The 14,308-nt window shown below is 73.2% G+C and carries 10 protein-coding genes; 7 read left to right on the top strand and 3 right to left on the bottom strand.

Annotated features, from left to right (window positions below; translation table 11 throughout):
* Positions 1-130: 130 nt before the first annotated feature.
* The 5 genes from N5875_RS11585 to N5875_RS11565 all read left to right on the top strand — a co-directional run bounded on the left by N5875_RS11585 (position 131) and on the right by N5875_RS11565 (position 7,047).
* Positions 131-2,407 carry an MMPL family transporter gene (locus N5875_RS11585; RefSeq protein WP_338493465.1) on the top strand — a complete coding sequence of 759 codons (2,277 nt, stop codon included), beginning with the start codon at positions 131-133 and terminating at the stop codon, positions 2,405-2,407.
* A complete protein-coding gene (locus N5875_RS11580; protein ID WP_318207746.1) occupies positions 2,385-2,942 on the top strand; it encodes a GNAT family protein in 558 nt (185 codons plus the stop codon). Before N5875_RS11585 ends, N5875_RS11580 begins: the two co-directional genes overlap by 23 nt.
* Before the next feature lie 72 nt (positions 2,943-3,014).
* Positions 3,015-3,614: a hypothetical protein gene (locus N5875_RS11575; protein ID WP_318207745.1), complete on the top strand. Its 600-nt coding sequence runs from the start codon at positions 3,015-3,017 to the stop codon at positions 3,612-3,614.
* Between the two features lie 171 nt (positions 3,615-3,785).
* On the top strand, positions 3,786-3,983 hold the full coding sequence (locus N5875_RS11570) for a hypothetical protein (protein ID WP_318207744.1): 198 nt from the start codon (positions 3,786-3,788) through the stop codon (positions 3,981-3,983).
* Positions 3,984-3,990: 7 nt separating this feature from the next.
* Positions 3,991-7,047 carry an AAA family ATPase gene (locus N5875_RS11565; RefSeq protein ID WP_338493463.1) on the top strand — a complete coding sequence of 1,019 codons (3,057 nt, stop codon included), beginning with the start codon at positions 3,991-3,993 and terminating at the stop codon, positions 7,045-7,047.
* Here the strand turns inward: N5875_RS11565 and N5875_RS11560 are convergent.
* From N5875_RS11560 to N5875_RS11550, 3 genes are all read right to left on the bottom strand, one after another.
* Positions 6,931-7,248 (bottom strand): DUF6191 domain-containing protein, encoded by a 318-nt coding sequence (locus N5875_RS11560; RefSeq protein WP_318207960.1) that lies wholly within the window; start codon positions 7,246-7,248, stop codon positions 6,931-6,933. The two genes, N5875_RS11565 and N5875_RS11560, sit on opposite strands and share 117 nt — an antisense overlap.
* Before the next feature lie 14 nt (positions 7,249-7,262).
* Positions 7,263-8,423: a PQQ-dependent sugar dehydrogenase gene (locus N5875_RS11555; protein ID WP_338493462.1), complete on the bottom strand. Its 1,161-nt coding sequence runs from the start codon at positions 8,421-8,423 to the stop codon at positions 7,263-7,265.
* A 113-nt stretch (positions 8,424-8,536) separates the two neighbouring features.
* Positions 8,537-9,559 (bottom strand): aldo/keto reductase, encoded by a 1,023-nt coding sequence (locus N5875_RS11550; protein ID WP_338493460.1) that lies wholly within the window; start codon positions 9,557-9,559, stop codon positions 8,537-8,539.
* Positions 9,560-9,634: 75 nt separating this feature from the next.
* Between N5875_RS11550 and N5875_RS11545 the strand changes: the two genes are divergently transcribed.
* Together N5875_RS11545 and N5875_RS11540 are read left to right on the top strand one after the other, a co-directional pair.
* Positions 9,635-10,600 carry a 2-hydroxyacid dehydrogenase gene (locus N5875_RS11545; RefSeq protein WP_318207740.1) on the top strand — a complete coding sequence of 322 codons (966 nt, stop codon included), beginning with the start codon at positions 9,635-9,637 and terminating at the stop codon, positions 10,598-10,600.
* A gap of 907 nt (positions 10,601-11,507) precedes the next feature.
* Positions 11,508-14,240, top strand: a complete 2,733-nt coding sequence (locus tag N5875_RS11540; protein ID WP_338499151.1) for an EAL domain-containing protein — start codon at positions 11,508-11,510, stop codon at positions 14,238-14,240.
* Positions 14,241-14,308: the final 68 nt, after the last annotated feature.

Below are 14,308 nucleotides of genomic sequence, written 5' to 3'. Positions count from 1 at the left end.
CCCCTGTGAGTATCGACACGAATAGGGCAAACGATCACGTTTGGCTGCCACAGTGGGCCCACGTAGGTCAAGCGTTCTTTTTCGGGCTGTTCCCGCTGAAGATCCTCGAACCACCCAGGGAGCACGTCCTTTGGCAGCCATCGCACGGTGGTGCATCAAGCACCGCCTCGTCGCCGTCCTGCTGTGGCTCGTCGCACTCGGCGGGGTCGGCACCGCGGCGGTCGTCGCCGGCAGCGCGTACTCCAACGACTACGAGGTCCCCGGCACCGAGTCCGGCCGTGCCACCGCGCTCCTGGAGCGCGGCTTCCACGGCCTCGGCGGTGACAGCGACACCATCGTCTGGCACACCGACAAGGGCAGCGTCCGTGCCGACGCCGTCGAGCGCCGCATGACCGCGATGCTCGACGAGGTCGCCGAGCTCCCCGGCATCGCCTCCGTGACCTCCCCGTACGGCGACACCCGGGGCCAGGTCAGCGAGGACGGGCACACCGCCTACGCCACCGTCACCTTCCGCGAGCAGGCCGACGACATCCCCGAGGCGCAGGCCCGCGCCCTCGTCGACACGGCGAAGGCCGCAGCGGACGACACCCTCGCCGTCGAGCTCGGCGGGAGCGCCGTCGCCCTCACCGAGGCCCCCGGCGGCCACATCGCCGAGGTCGTCGGCGTCGCCGTCGCGGCCGTCGTCCTCTTCCTCGCCTTCGGCTCCCTCGCCGCCTCCGTGCTCCCCATCGCGACCGCGCTGGTCAGCGTCGGTATCGCCTACTCCGGGATCGTGCTCCTCGGCCACCTCATGACCGTCGCCGACTTCGCCCCCATGCTCGGCATGCTCGTCGGGCTCGGCGTCGGCATCGACTACGCCCTCTTCATCGTCACCCGGCACCGTAGAGGCCTGAAACGCGGGCTCTCCGTCGCCGAGGCCGCCGAGACCGCCGTCGCCACCACCGGCCGCGCCGTCGTCTTCGCCGGCGCCACCGTCTGCATCGCCCTGCTCGGCATGCTGATCCTGCGGCTCAGCTTCCTCAACGGCGTCGCCATCGCCGCCTCCCTCACCGTCGTCCTCACGGTGGCCGCCTCCGTCACCCTCCTGCCGGCGCTGCTCTCCCTCATCGGCATGCGGGCGCTGTCCCGGCGCGAACGCCGGACGCTCGCCGAGCACGGGCCGCAGCCCGAGCTGCCCACCGGCTTCGCCGCCCGCTGGTCCGCCTTCGTCGAACGGCACCCCAAGCTCCTCGGGCTCGTCGCCGCCGTCGTCATGGGCGTCCTCGCGCTGCCCACCCTCTCGCTCCACCTGGGCACCTCCGACCAGGGCAACGGCCCGGCCACCGCGACCACCCGGCAGGCGTACGACCTGATCGCCGAGGGCTTCGGTCCCGGCGTGAACGGCCCCCTCACCCTGGTCGCCGGGCTCGACGGCGCCGACGACCGGGTCGCCCTCGACCAGCTGCCGGCCGCGCTCTCCGCCACCCGCGGGGTCGCGTCCGTCTCCCCGGCCACCTACAACAGCTCGGGCGACACCGCCTTCCTCACCGTCGTCCCCGAGTCCTCGCCCCAGTCCAAGGCCACCAGTGAGCTCGTCGACCGGCTCCGCACGGACGTCCTCCCGAAGGCCGAGAACGGCACCTCCCTCGACGTCCACGTCGGCGGCGTCACCGCCTCGTACGACGACTTCGCCGAGATCATCATCGGCAAGTTGCCGCTCTTCGTCGGCGTCGTCATCGCCCTCGGCTGCCTGCTGCTCCTGCTCGCCTTCCGCTCGATCGGCATCCCGCTCAAGGCGGCCGCCATGAACGTGGCGGCCGTCGCCGGCGCCTTCGGCGTCGTCGTGGCGATCTTCCAGTGGGGCTGGGGGAGCGAGCTCCTCGGTCTCGGCAGCGCCGGACCGATCGAACCCTTCCTCCCCGTGATCATGGTCTCGGTCCTCTTCGGGCTCTCCATGGACTACCAGGTCTTCCTGGTCAGCCGGATGTACGAGGAGTGGCTGGAGACCGGCGACAACCGGCGGGCGGTCCGGGTCGGCCTGGCCGAGACCAGCCGCGTGATCAACTCCGCGGCCGTCATCATGATCGCGGTCTTCCTCGCCTTCGTCCTCTCCGGCGACCGGGTCATCGCGATGTTCGGCATCGCCCTCGCGGCGGCCGTCGCGCTCGACGCCTTCGTCCTGCGCACCCTCCTCGTCCCCGCCCTCATGCACATGCTCGGCGGGGCGAACTGGTGGCTGCCGAAGTGGCTCGACCGCCTGCTGCCCCGGATCAGCATCGAAACGCCCGAGTGCCGCGAGGCTGCCGACGCGCGTGGGAAAATACCCGCTCAACGTGTGACGGCCGTGACGGCCGTGACACCGGGGGTGGCAGCCGCGACTTCGGCCGCGGAGGAGAGGAACGACGATGTTCGCGATATCGCTGGGTGACGACGGTGCCGAGCTGAGGCCCCTGGAGCCCTCGAAGTCCGAGGAGTTCCTCGCCCACATGGACCGTGGGCGAGAGTTCATCGGGGAGCACATCGCCCTCCCCGACTTCGTCGCGGACAGCGCCTCCGCGCACTCCTTCCTCCGCTCGTACGCCGAGAAGGCCGCGAACGACACCGGACGCATCTACGGCATCTGGACCGGGGGCACGCTCGTCGGCGGCGTCCTCTTCCGGACCTTCGACACGACGTACGGCACCGCCGAGGCGGGCTGCTGGCTGGAGCCCTCCGCCGCGGGCCAGGGCCTGATCACCCGCGCCTGCCGCGTGATCATCGACTGGGCGATCGAGGAGCGGGGCATCCACCGCGTCGAGTGGCACGCCTCCGCGAAGAACGGGCCGAGCATCGCCGTCGCCCGCCGCCTCGGCATGACCCGCGAGGGCGTGCTGCGGGAGAACTACCCGCACCGCGGCGTCCGCGCCGACACCGAGGTCTGGGCCGTCCTCGCCCCGGAATGGCGCGCGGCGAAGACCTCGTAACCCGAACACGGCGAAGACCTCGTCACCCGCACACCCGCTTTCCTCATACGGTTCTCATACGGGGCACCTAGCGTGCGGCGCATGGACACCAAGACGACGACAGAGAAGACCGGCGAGAGCGCGGACGCCGCCGGGACCGCCGAGGAGACGGCCGCGGTCGTGCTCGACAAGCAGGACGCCGAACCGGCCACCGCGCTGACCGACGCGGACGCGGACGCGCACGAGAACGAAGCCGAGGACGAGGACGGCGACGAGGACGACGAGCTGTTCGCCGAGTCGGCGGCCGCTCCCGCCTCCGCCGGCATCGGCGGCGCCGCCGCGGCCGTGGTCTCCGCCGCTCTCGGCGCCGTCGCGCTCACCGGCACCTGGACCGGCAAGGTCGTCTCCGAGCGCGAGACCCTCCTCGGGCAGATCAAGACCTCCGGCTCCGGCACCCCGGCCCAGCAGATCTCCGAGATCTACGGCGACGCCTGGCACAGCACCGCCCTCGTGAACGGCGTCTTCGCGCTGATCGCCCTGCTCGTCGCCGTCCTCGTGCTCGTCCTCCCCGGGCGCCCCGCCTGGGTCCGCTCGGTCGCCGTCGCCGGCGCCGTCCTCGGCGGCCTGGGTCTGCTCCTGTCGGTCGGTACCTACTTCGACCTGTTCCTGAGTCTGCCGACCGCCGGATCCTGACCCTGCCCGAGGCGGCCCGGGACGACGTCTAAGTCCTCCCGGGAACCGGCCTAAGGCCCCCCGTACCCCGAACATGCGGCACACGCCCGATGTGGCCGCACCCCCTGGGAAACGACAGTGGAGGCATCGCAAGGAGCGATACCGAAACCGAGAAGAACCAGGGAGCACCCGATGTTCGCGTACGAACTCCACCTCATCAACCACGCCCAGCTCGTCCGTGAGGCCGCCGCCCAGCGGCTCTCCCGCGAGGCCGCCGAGACGGCCGGCTCCGCCCGGGGCCTGCGCCGCCTCGGCCGCCGGAGCGGGAACAAGGACGCGGAGGGGCGGGTGAGCGACGGCGGACGCGGCCGCTTCGTCCGGGCCGCGTGACCCCCGTATGGGCGACCGTATGGACGGCTGTGCGATGCTCGGCGCCGTGGAGACCAGGTCAGTCAGTCCCGTGTTCGTCGGCCGCGCCGGCGAACTCACCGCCCTCACCGAGGCGCTCTCCCGCGCGACCGCGGGGGAGCCCCAGGCCCTGCTCATCGGCGGCGAGGCGGGGGTCGGCAAGACCCGGCTCATCGAGGAGTTCCTCGACACGGCCTGCGCACAGGGCGCCGTCGTCGCGCTCGGCGGCTGCGTCGAGCTCGGCGCCGACGGCCTGCCCTTCGCCCCCTTCGCCACCGCACTGCGCTCGCTCCACCGGCGCCTCCCCGAGGAACTCGCCGCCGCGGCCGACGGCCAGCAGGCGGAACTCGCCCGGCTGCTCCCCGAACTGGGCGACCCCGGCAGCCACGACACCTCGGACGAGGACTCCACCGCCCGCCTCTTCGAACTCACCGTACGGCTTCTGGAACGGCTCGCCGCCGACCGTACGATCGTGCTCGTCCTGGAAGACCTGCACTGGGCCGACGCCTCCACCCGGCACCTCCTCACCTACCTCCTGCGCACCCTGCGCCGCGGCCGCATCGTGGTCGTCGCCAGCTACCGCGCCGACGACATCCACCGCCGCCACCCGCTGCGCCCCCTCCTCGCCGAACTCGACCGGCTCCGCACCATCCGCCGCATCGAACTCGCCCGCTTCACCCGCACCGAGGTGCACCGCCAGCTCACCGGCATCCTCGCCGCCGAACCCGACCCCGGTCTCGTCGAGGAGGTCTTCGAACGCTCCGACGGCAACGCCTTCTTCGTCGAGGAACTCATCGTCTCCCACGAGGCCGGCTGCGCCGCGGGACAACTCAGCGACTCCCTGCGCGACCTCCTGCTCGTCCGGGTCGAGGCGCTCCCCGAGGACGCCCAGCGGATCGCCAGGATCGTCGCCGAGGGCGGCTCCACCGTCGAGTACGGACTGCTCGCCGCCGTCGCCCGGCTCACCGAGGACGAACTCATCGAAGCCCTGCGGGCCGCCGTCGGCGCCAACCTCCTGCTCGCCGTCCCCGACGGCGACGGCTACCGCTTCCGCCACTCCCTGGTCCGCGAGGCCGTCAGCGACGACCTGCTGCCCGGCGAACGCTCCCGCCTCAACCGGCGCTACGCCGAAGCCCTGGAGGCCGACCCCGGGCTCGTCCGGGCCGACGAGCGCGCCAACCGGCTGGCGACCTACTGGTACCACGCGCACGACCCGTCCAAGGCCCTGCCCGCCGTCCTCAGCGCCTCTGTCGCGACCCGCAAGCGCCACGCCTACGCCGAGCAGCTCAGCCTCCTCGAACGGGCCATGGAACTCTGGGACAAGGCCCCCGCCGAGACGCGCGAATCCCTGCGCCCCATCGACTACGCCGACGCCTACCCCGCCTGCGGCTGCGACCCCGACGCCGCCTCCCTGCGCTTCCTCGACCTGCTCGCCGAGGCCGCCGTCGCCGCCCGGCTCAGCGGAGAGCGGGAGCGGGCCGCGAAGATCTGCCGGAATGCGCTCCGGGTCCTCGACAGCGACGAGCACGACCCGCTGCGCGCCGCCTGGTTCTGGACGGAGATGGCCCGGCTCCAGTCCAACCTCGGCCGGGGCGACGGCTGGCCGGAGATCGCCCGCGCCCAGGAACTCGTCAAGGGCCTCCCGCCGTCCGCCGTCCACGCCACCGTCCTGGTCGGCGCGGCCGGCTGGGGCATGCTCCGCAACCCCGGCCCCGAGGCGATCGCCGCCGCCGAACGCGCCGTCGAGTACGCGCGGTTCGTCAAGGACGAGCCGATCGAACTGAACGCCCGGATCACCCTCGGCACCATCATGGTGTCGGCCGGCGACACCGACGGCGGGCTCGCCACCATGCACGAGGCACGCGAACGGACCATCGCCCTCGGCCAGTTCCACGAGGCCGCCCGCGCGCATGTGAACATCTCCTCCTCCCTGGAGGCACTAGGCCGCTCCCGCGAAGCCGTGGAGATCGCGGTCGCCGGCATCGAACTGGCCCGCTCCCGCGGCCTCGTCGACAGCGCGGGCTGGATCCGCGCCAACCTCTCGGAGTCCCTCCTCTCGCTCGGCGAATGGGACCGGGGCAAGGAGGAGGCCGAGGAGCTGCTCCGCTCCGGCGCGAGCAGCACCAAGCCGGGCGGAACGGCCCTGCTGCAGCTCGCCCACCTCGCCGTCGGCCGAGGCGAGCCGGCCAGGGCCGCCGCGTACCTCGCCGAGGCCCGCACCCGGTACGGCACCCGCGACCCGATCCCGCAGTACACCCTGCCCATGGCGCAGGTCGAGATCAGCATCGCCGCCGCCGAGGGTCGCCTCGAGGACGTGCGGGAACAGTTCGCCGCCACCGCGGAGACCGGCTTCCCGCCCGGCACCCACCGCTACGGCTGGCCCCTCGTCCTCACCGCCGTCACCGCCGAGGCCGACGGCCGGGGACTGCCCGCCGCCGACGAGGGCCGCGCCGAGGCGCTCGCCCTCGTGCGCCGCTGCGTCCGTGGCCTCGCCACCCCGGCCCCGGTCTGGGAGGCCTACTCCCGGCAGGTCTCCGAGGAGATCGCCCGCGCCGAGGGCCGCGAGACCGCCGCCCGCTGGGCCGAGGTCGTCGCCGCCTACGAGCCGCTCGAACGCCCGCACCAGCTGGCCCGCGCCCGCCACCGCCTCGCCGACGCCCTGCTCGTCGAGGGCGGCCGCCGCGAGGAGGCCACGGCCCTGCTCCGGCAGGCCCACGCCACCGCGGTCCGCCTCAACGCCCGCCCGCTCCGCGAGGACGTGGAACTCCTCGCCGCCCGCGCCCGCCTCTCCCTGACCGAGGAGAAGCAGCCCCCGGCACCCGCGGAGCCCACGGACGACACCTTCGGCCTCACCCCCCGCGAGCAGGACGTCCTGCGCCTCGTCGCGGCCGGCCGCACCAACCGTCAGATCGCCGAGGAACTCTTCATCTCACCCAAGACGGCCAGCGTCCACGTCTCCAACATCCTCGCCAAGCTCGGCGTCGCCGGCCGGGGCGAGGCCGCCGCCCTGGCCCACCGTCTCCACCTCCTCGACACCACGCTCTGACCCACCGGCCCCACGGCCGGCCGTCACGTCCCCCGCCGCCGGGCGGGGGGCCCGTATCGTCACGCGGCCCGAGGTGAGGTCTATCGGCCCCCGCGACGGGTCGGCGTCACCCGGGTCCTCCCTGGTCAGCGCCTGCCTGCGGAGCTCCTCCTCAGTGTGCCTGCGGCCGGGCGCGAACAGCTCCGCCAACGGGTCGAACACGGTCACCAGCTCCTTCAGCTCACCTCCAGCCGGAGAATCCTGTCGTCCCCGGGCCCGGGCGTACCCCGGCCGTCGGTTTCGCTGGTCACCAGCCAGAGCCGCCCGCCGCCCCCCGCGAGGACCGTGCGCAGGCGTCCGTACTCCTCCGAGAGGAACGCCTCGGGGTCCCCCGAGCGTTCCGCGCCGGAGAGCGGGACCCGCCACAGCCGCTCGCCTCTGAGCCCGGCCATCCAGATCGCGCCCCGCGCGTACGCGATCCCACTGGGGGAGGCCTCCGAGGTCGGCCACTGGGCCACCGGGTCCACGAACCCGGCCTTTCCGGCCTGCCCCTCGGCCTCCGGCCAGCCGTAGTTCTTCCCCGGCTCGACCAGATTCAGCTCGTCCCAGGTGTTCTGCCCGAACTCGGCCGCCCACAGGTGGCCCTCGTCGTCCCAGGCGATGCCCTGCACATTGCGGTGCCCGTACGAATAGACCACCGACCCGGGGAAGGGATTGCCCGGCGCCGGCTTGCCCTCCGGTGTCATCCGGAGGATCTTCCCGCCCAGCGACTCCCGGTCCTGGGCAAGCCCGGTCCGGCCCGTCTCGCCCGTCCCCGCGTACAGCATCCGGTCCGGCCCGAACGCGATCCGTCCGCCGTCGTGCACGACCCCCTTCGGGATGCCGGTCAGCACCGGCTGCGGCGCACCGAGCCGGTCGCCGTCCCCGCCGCCGTACCGCATGCGCACGATGCGGTTGTCCGACTCGGCGGTCAGATACGCGTACACCCAGCCGTCCCGCACGGCGAGGCCCATGAGCCCGCCCTCGCCGCCCGGCACCACCCCGGGCACCTCGCCGAGCGAGGTCTTCGCCCCGGTCCGTCCGTCGACCCGGGTGATCGTCCGCTCGTCCCGCGAGGAGACCAGCAGATCCCCGTCGGGCAGCTCGGCGAGCCCCCAGGGCGACTTCAGACCCTCGGTGAGCGTGCCCGTCACCGTCGCCCGCCCAGCGGCGGGAGCGGTGGCGGACCCGGACGGGCTCCCCGGGGTGGTGGCCGACGCGGACGCAGACGCGGACGTCGAGGCCGACGTCGGCGGAGCCGTACCCGGCCGATCCTCCGTACCCCCCGAGGAGCAGCCCGCCACCAGGACCAGCACGGCGGCGCCCCACAGGGCCTTCACAACTGCAGGACGGCTCATGGCACGGTCCCCTTCGACGAGTCGAGCGGCATCCCTTCACCCTTGATACACCGCCCGGCGCGATCAGGTTCCCGACGCAGCGACAACCCGTGCCCCGAGGTCCCGCGAGCCGCTCAGTCCCAGGACCCCCGGGCCGCCGGAAGGGCCGCGATCTCCGCCAGGTCCGCCGCCGTCAGCCGCAGCCCGGCCGCCCCGGCGTTCTCCACCGCCCAGCGCTCCCGCTTCGTCCCCGGCACCGGCACGACGTGCCGCCCCCGGCCCAGCACCCAGGCGAGCGCCACCTGCGCCGGGGTGACCGCCGCCCCGTGCCGCGCGGCCACCCGCCGCAGCCCCGCCACCAGCGGCTGGTTCGCCGCCATCATCTCCGCCGTGAACCGGGGGTGCCGGGCCCGCGGATCGTCCGGCTCGAAGCCGCCGCCCGGCGTCAGCGTCCCGGTCAGGAAGCCGTTCCCCAGCGGCATCGCCGCCAGGAAGCCGACACCCCGCGCCGCACACCACGGCAGCAGCCGCACCAGCGCCTCCTGGGACCACACCGACAGCTCGGCCTCCACCGCCGCCACCGGGAACACCTGCTGGATCCGCTCCAGTTGGCGGATCGTTCCCTCATAGCCGTCACGACGGAGACCGGTCGCGCCCCGGCGGGCCGAGCGGCTGCCGACGGCACAGAGTCCGAGCGCCCGCACCTTGCCGGCCGAGACCAGCTCGGCCATCGCTCCCCAGGTCTCCTCGACCGGCACCTCGGGGTCCGCCCGGTGCAGCTGGTAGAGGTCGATCACATCGGTCTGGAGCCGCCGGAGCGAGGCGTCGCAGGCCCGGCGGACGTACCCCGGCCTGCCGTTGGCGACCACGTGCCGGCGCTCGCCGCCGTCGCCGACGAGCAGTCCGCACTTCGTCGAGACGAAGGCGTCCGCCCGTCGCTCCTTCAACACCCGTCCCACCAAAGGCTCGTTGGTGAACGGGCCGTACATGTCGGCGGTGTCGAGCAGGCTCACCCCGGCGTCCAGCGCCGCGTGCACGGTCCGCAGCGAGCGGTCCCCCCGCTGTTCCGAACGGCTGTACGCCCAGCTCATCGGCATGCACCCCAGGCCGATCGCACCCACGTCGAGCGCCGTCGCCCCGATAGTCCTGCGCTCCACCTGCCGGTACCCCTCCCTGTGCCGTCCCCCAAAGTAACCAATGACGCACGGGATTCTTCGCATAGCCTCCCGCTCATGAGATTCGAGAACACGACCGCTGACGTGTGGCTTCCGATTCCCGCGGACGAGATCGACGATCTCCCCGAACCGGGCGCGTCGGGCCTGAACTACCGCTTCTGGGACGGCGGACCGGAGTTCCCGGCCGACCCGGCGCACTGCGCCTTCTACGTCGTCCCGTACATGAAGGGCTCCGAGATCGCCGTACGGCCGCTGGCCGCGATGGCCTCGCTGCGGGTCGTGCAGACCCTGTCCGCGGGCATCGACCACGTCACCCCCGGCATCGACTCGCTGCCCCCGGGCGTCGCCCTCTGCAACGCGAAGGGCGTCCACGAGGCCAGCACCGCCGAACTCACGCTCGCGCTGATCCTGGCCTCGCTGCGCGGCATCCCCGGTTTCGTGCGCGGCCAGGACGCCGAGGAGTGGCGGGCCGGCTTCTACCCGGCCCTCGCCGACAAGTCCGTCCTGATCGTCGGGTACGGATCCATCGGCGCCGCCATCGAGGACCGGCTCGCGCCCTTCGAGTGCGCGCGGGTGTCGCGCGTCGCACGCTCCGCGCGCACCACAGCGCGCGGCGAGGTCCATCCCCTGACGGAGCTGCCCGCGCTGCTTCCGGATGCCGATGTCGTCGTGCTCTCCACTCCGCTCACGCCCGCGACCAGGCATCTCGCCGACGCCGGGTTCCTCGGCCGGATGAAGGACGGGGCGCTCCTCGTGAACGTCGCGCGGGGGCCGGTCGTCGACACCGCGGCCCTGCTCAAGGAGGTCGAGAGCGGCAGGATCACGGCGGCACTCGATGTCACCGACCCGGAACCGCTGCCGGCCGGCCATCCGTTGTGGCACGCTCCCGGTGTCCTGATCAGCCCCCACGTCGGGGGTTCCACTTCGGCCTTCATGCCGCGGGCGAAGCGGCTGATCGCGGGGCAGCTGCGGCGGTTCGTGGCGGGCGAGGAGCCGGCCAACGTACTGCTCACCACCGGCTGAACGGCCGCGATAGGCCGGTCGGGTGGTACGCGCCCCGACACGCGCCGCATGCAAGCCTCCGGGCCGTCACGGAGAGTACTGCGACCCTGTCCCTGAGTGACCGTCCTGGTGTATCGTCCCGGAGCGTGGGGACTGCGTCGAGTACGGGCTGACGCTGGGGAGCGAAGTGACGGGACATCAGATTCCGAGGGGGGCGACGGGTGAGGCACGGCCGGAGGACCGACGATCCGACGCGGCGACGCCGCCGCCGGCGAGCCTTCCACGCCTCGCCACCGGCCACGCGCATTCCGTGCCGGACCAGGCCGCGCCGCACCGCGCGCCCCGAGCGGCCGAGCCACCGGACACCGGGTCGCACACCGACCCGACCTCCGGACCGGACGCCGGACCGGACACCGGACCGGACCTCCGAGCCGAAGGTCACGCTGCCGAACCACCGGGCGCGGCCGATCGCCCCGGCGGCGCCACGGCCCCGGCCGCCCGCGCCGCCGCGGCGCACGACACCCCCGCGGCGAACGGCGCCTGCGCACCTCATGGCGACTTCACGCCACACAGCGCCTCCGAGGCCTGCGGCGCCCCCGCGCCGGACCCGGCCGACCAGGCAGGAGGGAAGCCGGGCGCCGCACCGGGGCTGGTCGCCCCTGCCGTACGGGAGCCGGGTGTCGGGTCGGAGTCGGTCGGTGCGGTCGTACGGGACCCTGCCGGCCCCCACGACTGCGACGGGCACGCTCCCGGCGGCGCCGACGAGCCGCCGGCGCGCCCGCACGACGCGGCCGGGTGCGGTGACGCGGCGCCGGAGGGACCGGTGAGCGCGCCCGGCGCGGTCCTCGCACGGCCCCCCGTCGGCGGCGGAGGCGACTCCGGCCATCCGGACCCCGGGCACCCCGGCTTCGGCTCGCTCTTCGCCCAGATCGCCCTGGTGGTGATCTGCGCGGGCTACACGACCGGCGCCTCACTCGGCTGGGGATCACCCGAAATCGCCCTCTTCATGGGCGACTTCGGACTCAGCGCCGCCGCCCTCGCCGCCGCGGTCTCCTGTTTCCTCTACGGGCGCGCCCACCGCGGCAGCGCCCGCCCCGCCTGGCTGCTCTTCGCCTTCTCCTCGCTCATGGCCGCCGCGGGCAACGCCGTGTGGGGGTGGTACGAGGTCGTGCTCCGCACCGAGGTGCCCGACTCCTCCGTCGCCGACCTCTTCTTCTTGCTCTTCGCTCCGCCGGCCATCGTCGGCCTGCTCGTCCTGGCCAAGAAGCCCGTCACCCGGGCCGGCTGGGTCTGTCTCGCGCTCGACGCCTGGCTCATCGGGGGTTCCCTCCTCACGCTCTCGTGGAGCCTCGCCCTCGCCCGTACCGCCCACTTCCAGAACGAGCCGGTCGCCCAGGCGGCACTGTCGCTCGCGTACCCGTTGCTCGACATCGTCCTGGTGAGCATGGTCCTGGTCCTGCACTTCCGACGTTCCCAGGCGAACCGCTCGGCGACCAACACCGCGATCGCCGCCCTCGCCCTGACCGTGCTGTGCGACGCCCTGTTCACCTCGCCGCTGCTGCGCGAGAACTACGCCTCGGGCCAGCTGCTCGACGCCGGCTGGTTCGCCGGCTCCCTGCTGCTCGCCTACGCGCCCTGGGGGGCGCGCCGTGTCCCGGACAGCACCGCCACCGCGCGCGGTCAGTGGCTGCACAGCCGCCCGGTCGCCGGCTCGCTCGCCGCCCTCACGCCGTACCTCGCCGCCGCGGTCTGCACCCTCGGCATCCTGTACAACGTCGTGGAGGGACGCCGGGTCGACCGCGTCGTCGTCCTCACCGGCTGCACGGTGGTCCTCGCCCTCGTCCTACGGCAGGGCATCATGCTCCTCGACAACATCGCTCTGACCCATGAACTGGCCCAGAAGGAGAACCACTTCAGGTCCCTCGTGCAGGGCTCCAGCGATGTCATCATGATCGCCGCGCCGACCGGGATACTCCGCTACGTCAGTCCGGCCGCCTCCGGGGTGTACGGACGGGACGCCGAGGAACTGATCGGCTCCGAGCTCTCCTCGCTCATCCACCCCGAGGACCTCGGTGCCGTCGTCCACGAGCTACGGCGCTTCCTGGCCGCCTCGCCCGCCAAGGAGCCCACCACCCGGATCGAGTGCCGCTTCCGCTCGGGCCGCGGCGACTGGCTGAACGTCGAGTCCACGGTCAACCGCCACCAGGGCGGCCTGATCTTCAACAGCCGGGACGTCACCGAACGGGTGCGGCTCCAGGCCCAGTTGCAGCACAACGCCGAGCACGACCCGCTCACCGACCTGCCCAACCGGGCGCTCTTCACCCGGCGGGTCCGGCAGGCCCTCAGCGGCCGCCGCGCCTCCGACCCCGGCACCGCCGTGCTCTTCATCGACCTCGACGGTTTCAAGAGCGTCAACGACCGCCTCGGCCACCAGGCGGGCGACGACCTCCTCGTCCAGGCCGCCCGCCGGCTGCACGACTCCGTACGCGCGGGGGACACGGCCGCCCGGCTCGGCGGCGACGAGTTCGCCGCCCTCATCCTCGGCGACGGCGGCCGCGACCAGGCGGCCCGCCAGAAGCAGGTCCAGGAGATCGCCGACCGGCTCCGCCTCACCCTCTCCCGGCCCTACCGCGTCGACGGGGGCAACGAGGTGCGGGTCGCCGCCTCCATCGGCGTCGCCTTCGCCGAGCCCGGCATCGAGGCCGGTGACCTCCTGCGCAACGCCGACCTCGCCATGTACCGCGCCAAGGCGGCCGGCAAGGACCGCGTCGAGCTCTACGCGCCCCAGATGCAGGCCGAGGTGGTCCGCCGGACGGAACTGGCCGCCCGGCTGCGGACCGCCCTCCACGACGGTGAGTTCGCCCTGCTCCACCAGCCGGTCGTCGACCTCGCCACCGGCCGGATCTCCGCCGTCAGCGCTCAGGCGCGCTGGCGGTCGGCCCAGGGCATCCTCTTCACCCCCGCCGAGTACCTCCGGGTCACCGACGACAGCGAGCGCACCGCCGAGCTCGGCCGCTGGCTGCTCGAAGAGGCCGTCGAGCAGGCCGCCGAGCGTGCGGGAATCGGCCATCGCGCCCCCGTGTCCATCCGGGTCTCCGCCCGCCGTCTCCTGGACCGCTCGCTGCCGCTCGGCTCGATCGAGTCCCTGCTCACCCGGCACGGCCTGCCGTCCGGTTCGCTGATCGTGGAACTCGCCGACAGCGACCCTCGGATCCCGCTCGACGACCTGGAGCAGCGCCTGGTCACCCTGCGCCGTCTCGGGGTGCGGATCGCGCTCGACGGATTCGGCAGCGGACACGTGGCGATCAACGCCCTCCGCAGGCTGCCCGTGGACATACTGAAACTGGACCGGGGGCTCGTCGAGGGCGTCGTCGAATCGGCCAGGCTCCGCAAGATCACCCGCGGGGTGCTCCGTATCGCCGACGAGCTCGGGATGCAGACCGTCGCCGAGGGCGTGGACGTACCGGAGCAGGTCGTCGCCCTGCGGGCGATGGGCTGCAGCCACGCCCAAGGCATGGCCTTCGCGGGCCCGCTCGACGAGTATCGGCTGCGCAGGGCCCTCGTGCGGGACGAGTACCCGCTGCCCGGAGCGGTCCCCGTCCAGGCCGGAAACCGTCCCCCGTTTCGCTCAAATACTGAGACGCCCGTCCCACCCACTTGACAGTGGTGAGGGCTGAGAGGGAGGGTCAATGCCATGCGCACCCGAATTCTCGTACTTGGAAAGCGCGT

The organism is Streptomyces sp. SJL17-4 (genome assembly GCF_036826855.1).
Taxonomy (GTDB): domain Bacteria; phylum Actinomycetota; class Actinomycetes; order Streptomycetales; family Streptomycetaceae; genus Streptomyces.
This window is presented reverse-complemented; position numbering and strand designations above follow the sequence as displayed.

Excerpts from the sequence above, each read along its gene's own strand:
- N5875_RS11555 (WP_338493462.1), bottom strand. The coding sequence starts at position 8,423 with ATGAGCCGTCCTGCAGTTGTGAAGGCCCTGTGGGGCGCCGCCGTGCTG.
- N5875_RS11565 (WP_338493463.1), top strand. The coding sequence starts at position 3,991 with ATGGGCGACCGTATGGACGGCTGTGCGATGCTCGGCGCCGTGGAGACC.
- N5875_RS11580 (WP_318207746.1), top strand. The coding sequence starts at position 2,385 with ATGTTCGCGATATCGCTGGGTGACGACGGTGCCGAGCTGAGGCCCCTG.
- N5875_RS11545 (WP_318207740.1), top strand. The coding sequence starts at position 9,635 with ATGAGATTCGAGAACACGACCGCTGACGTGTGGCTTCCGATTCCCGCG.
- N5875_RS11570 (WP_318207744.1), top strand. The coding sequence starts at position 3,786 with ATGTTCGCGTACGAACTCCACCTCATCAACCACGCCCAGCTCGTCCGT.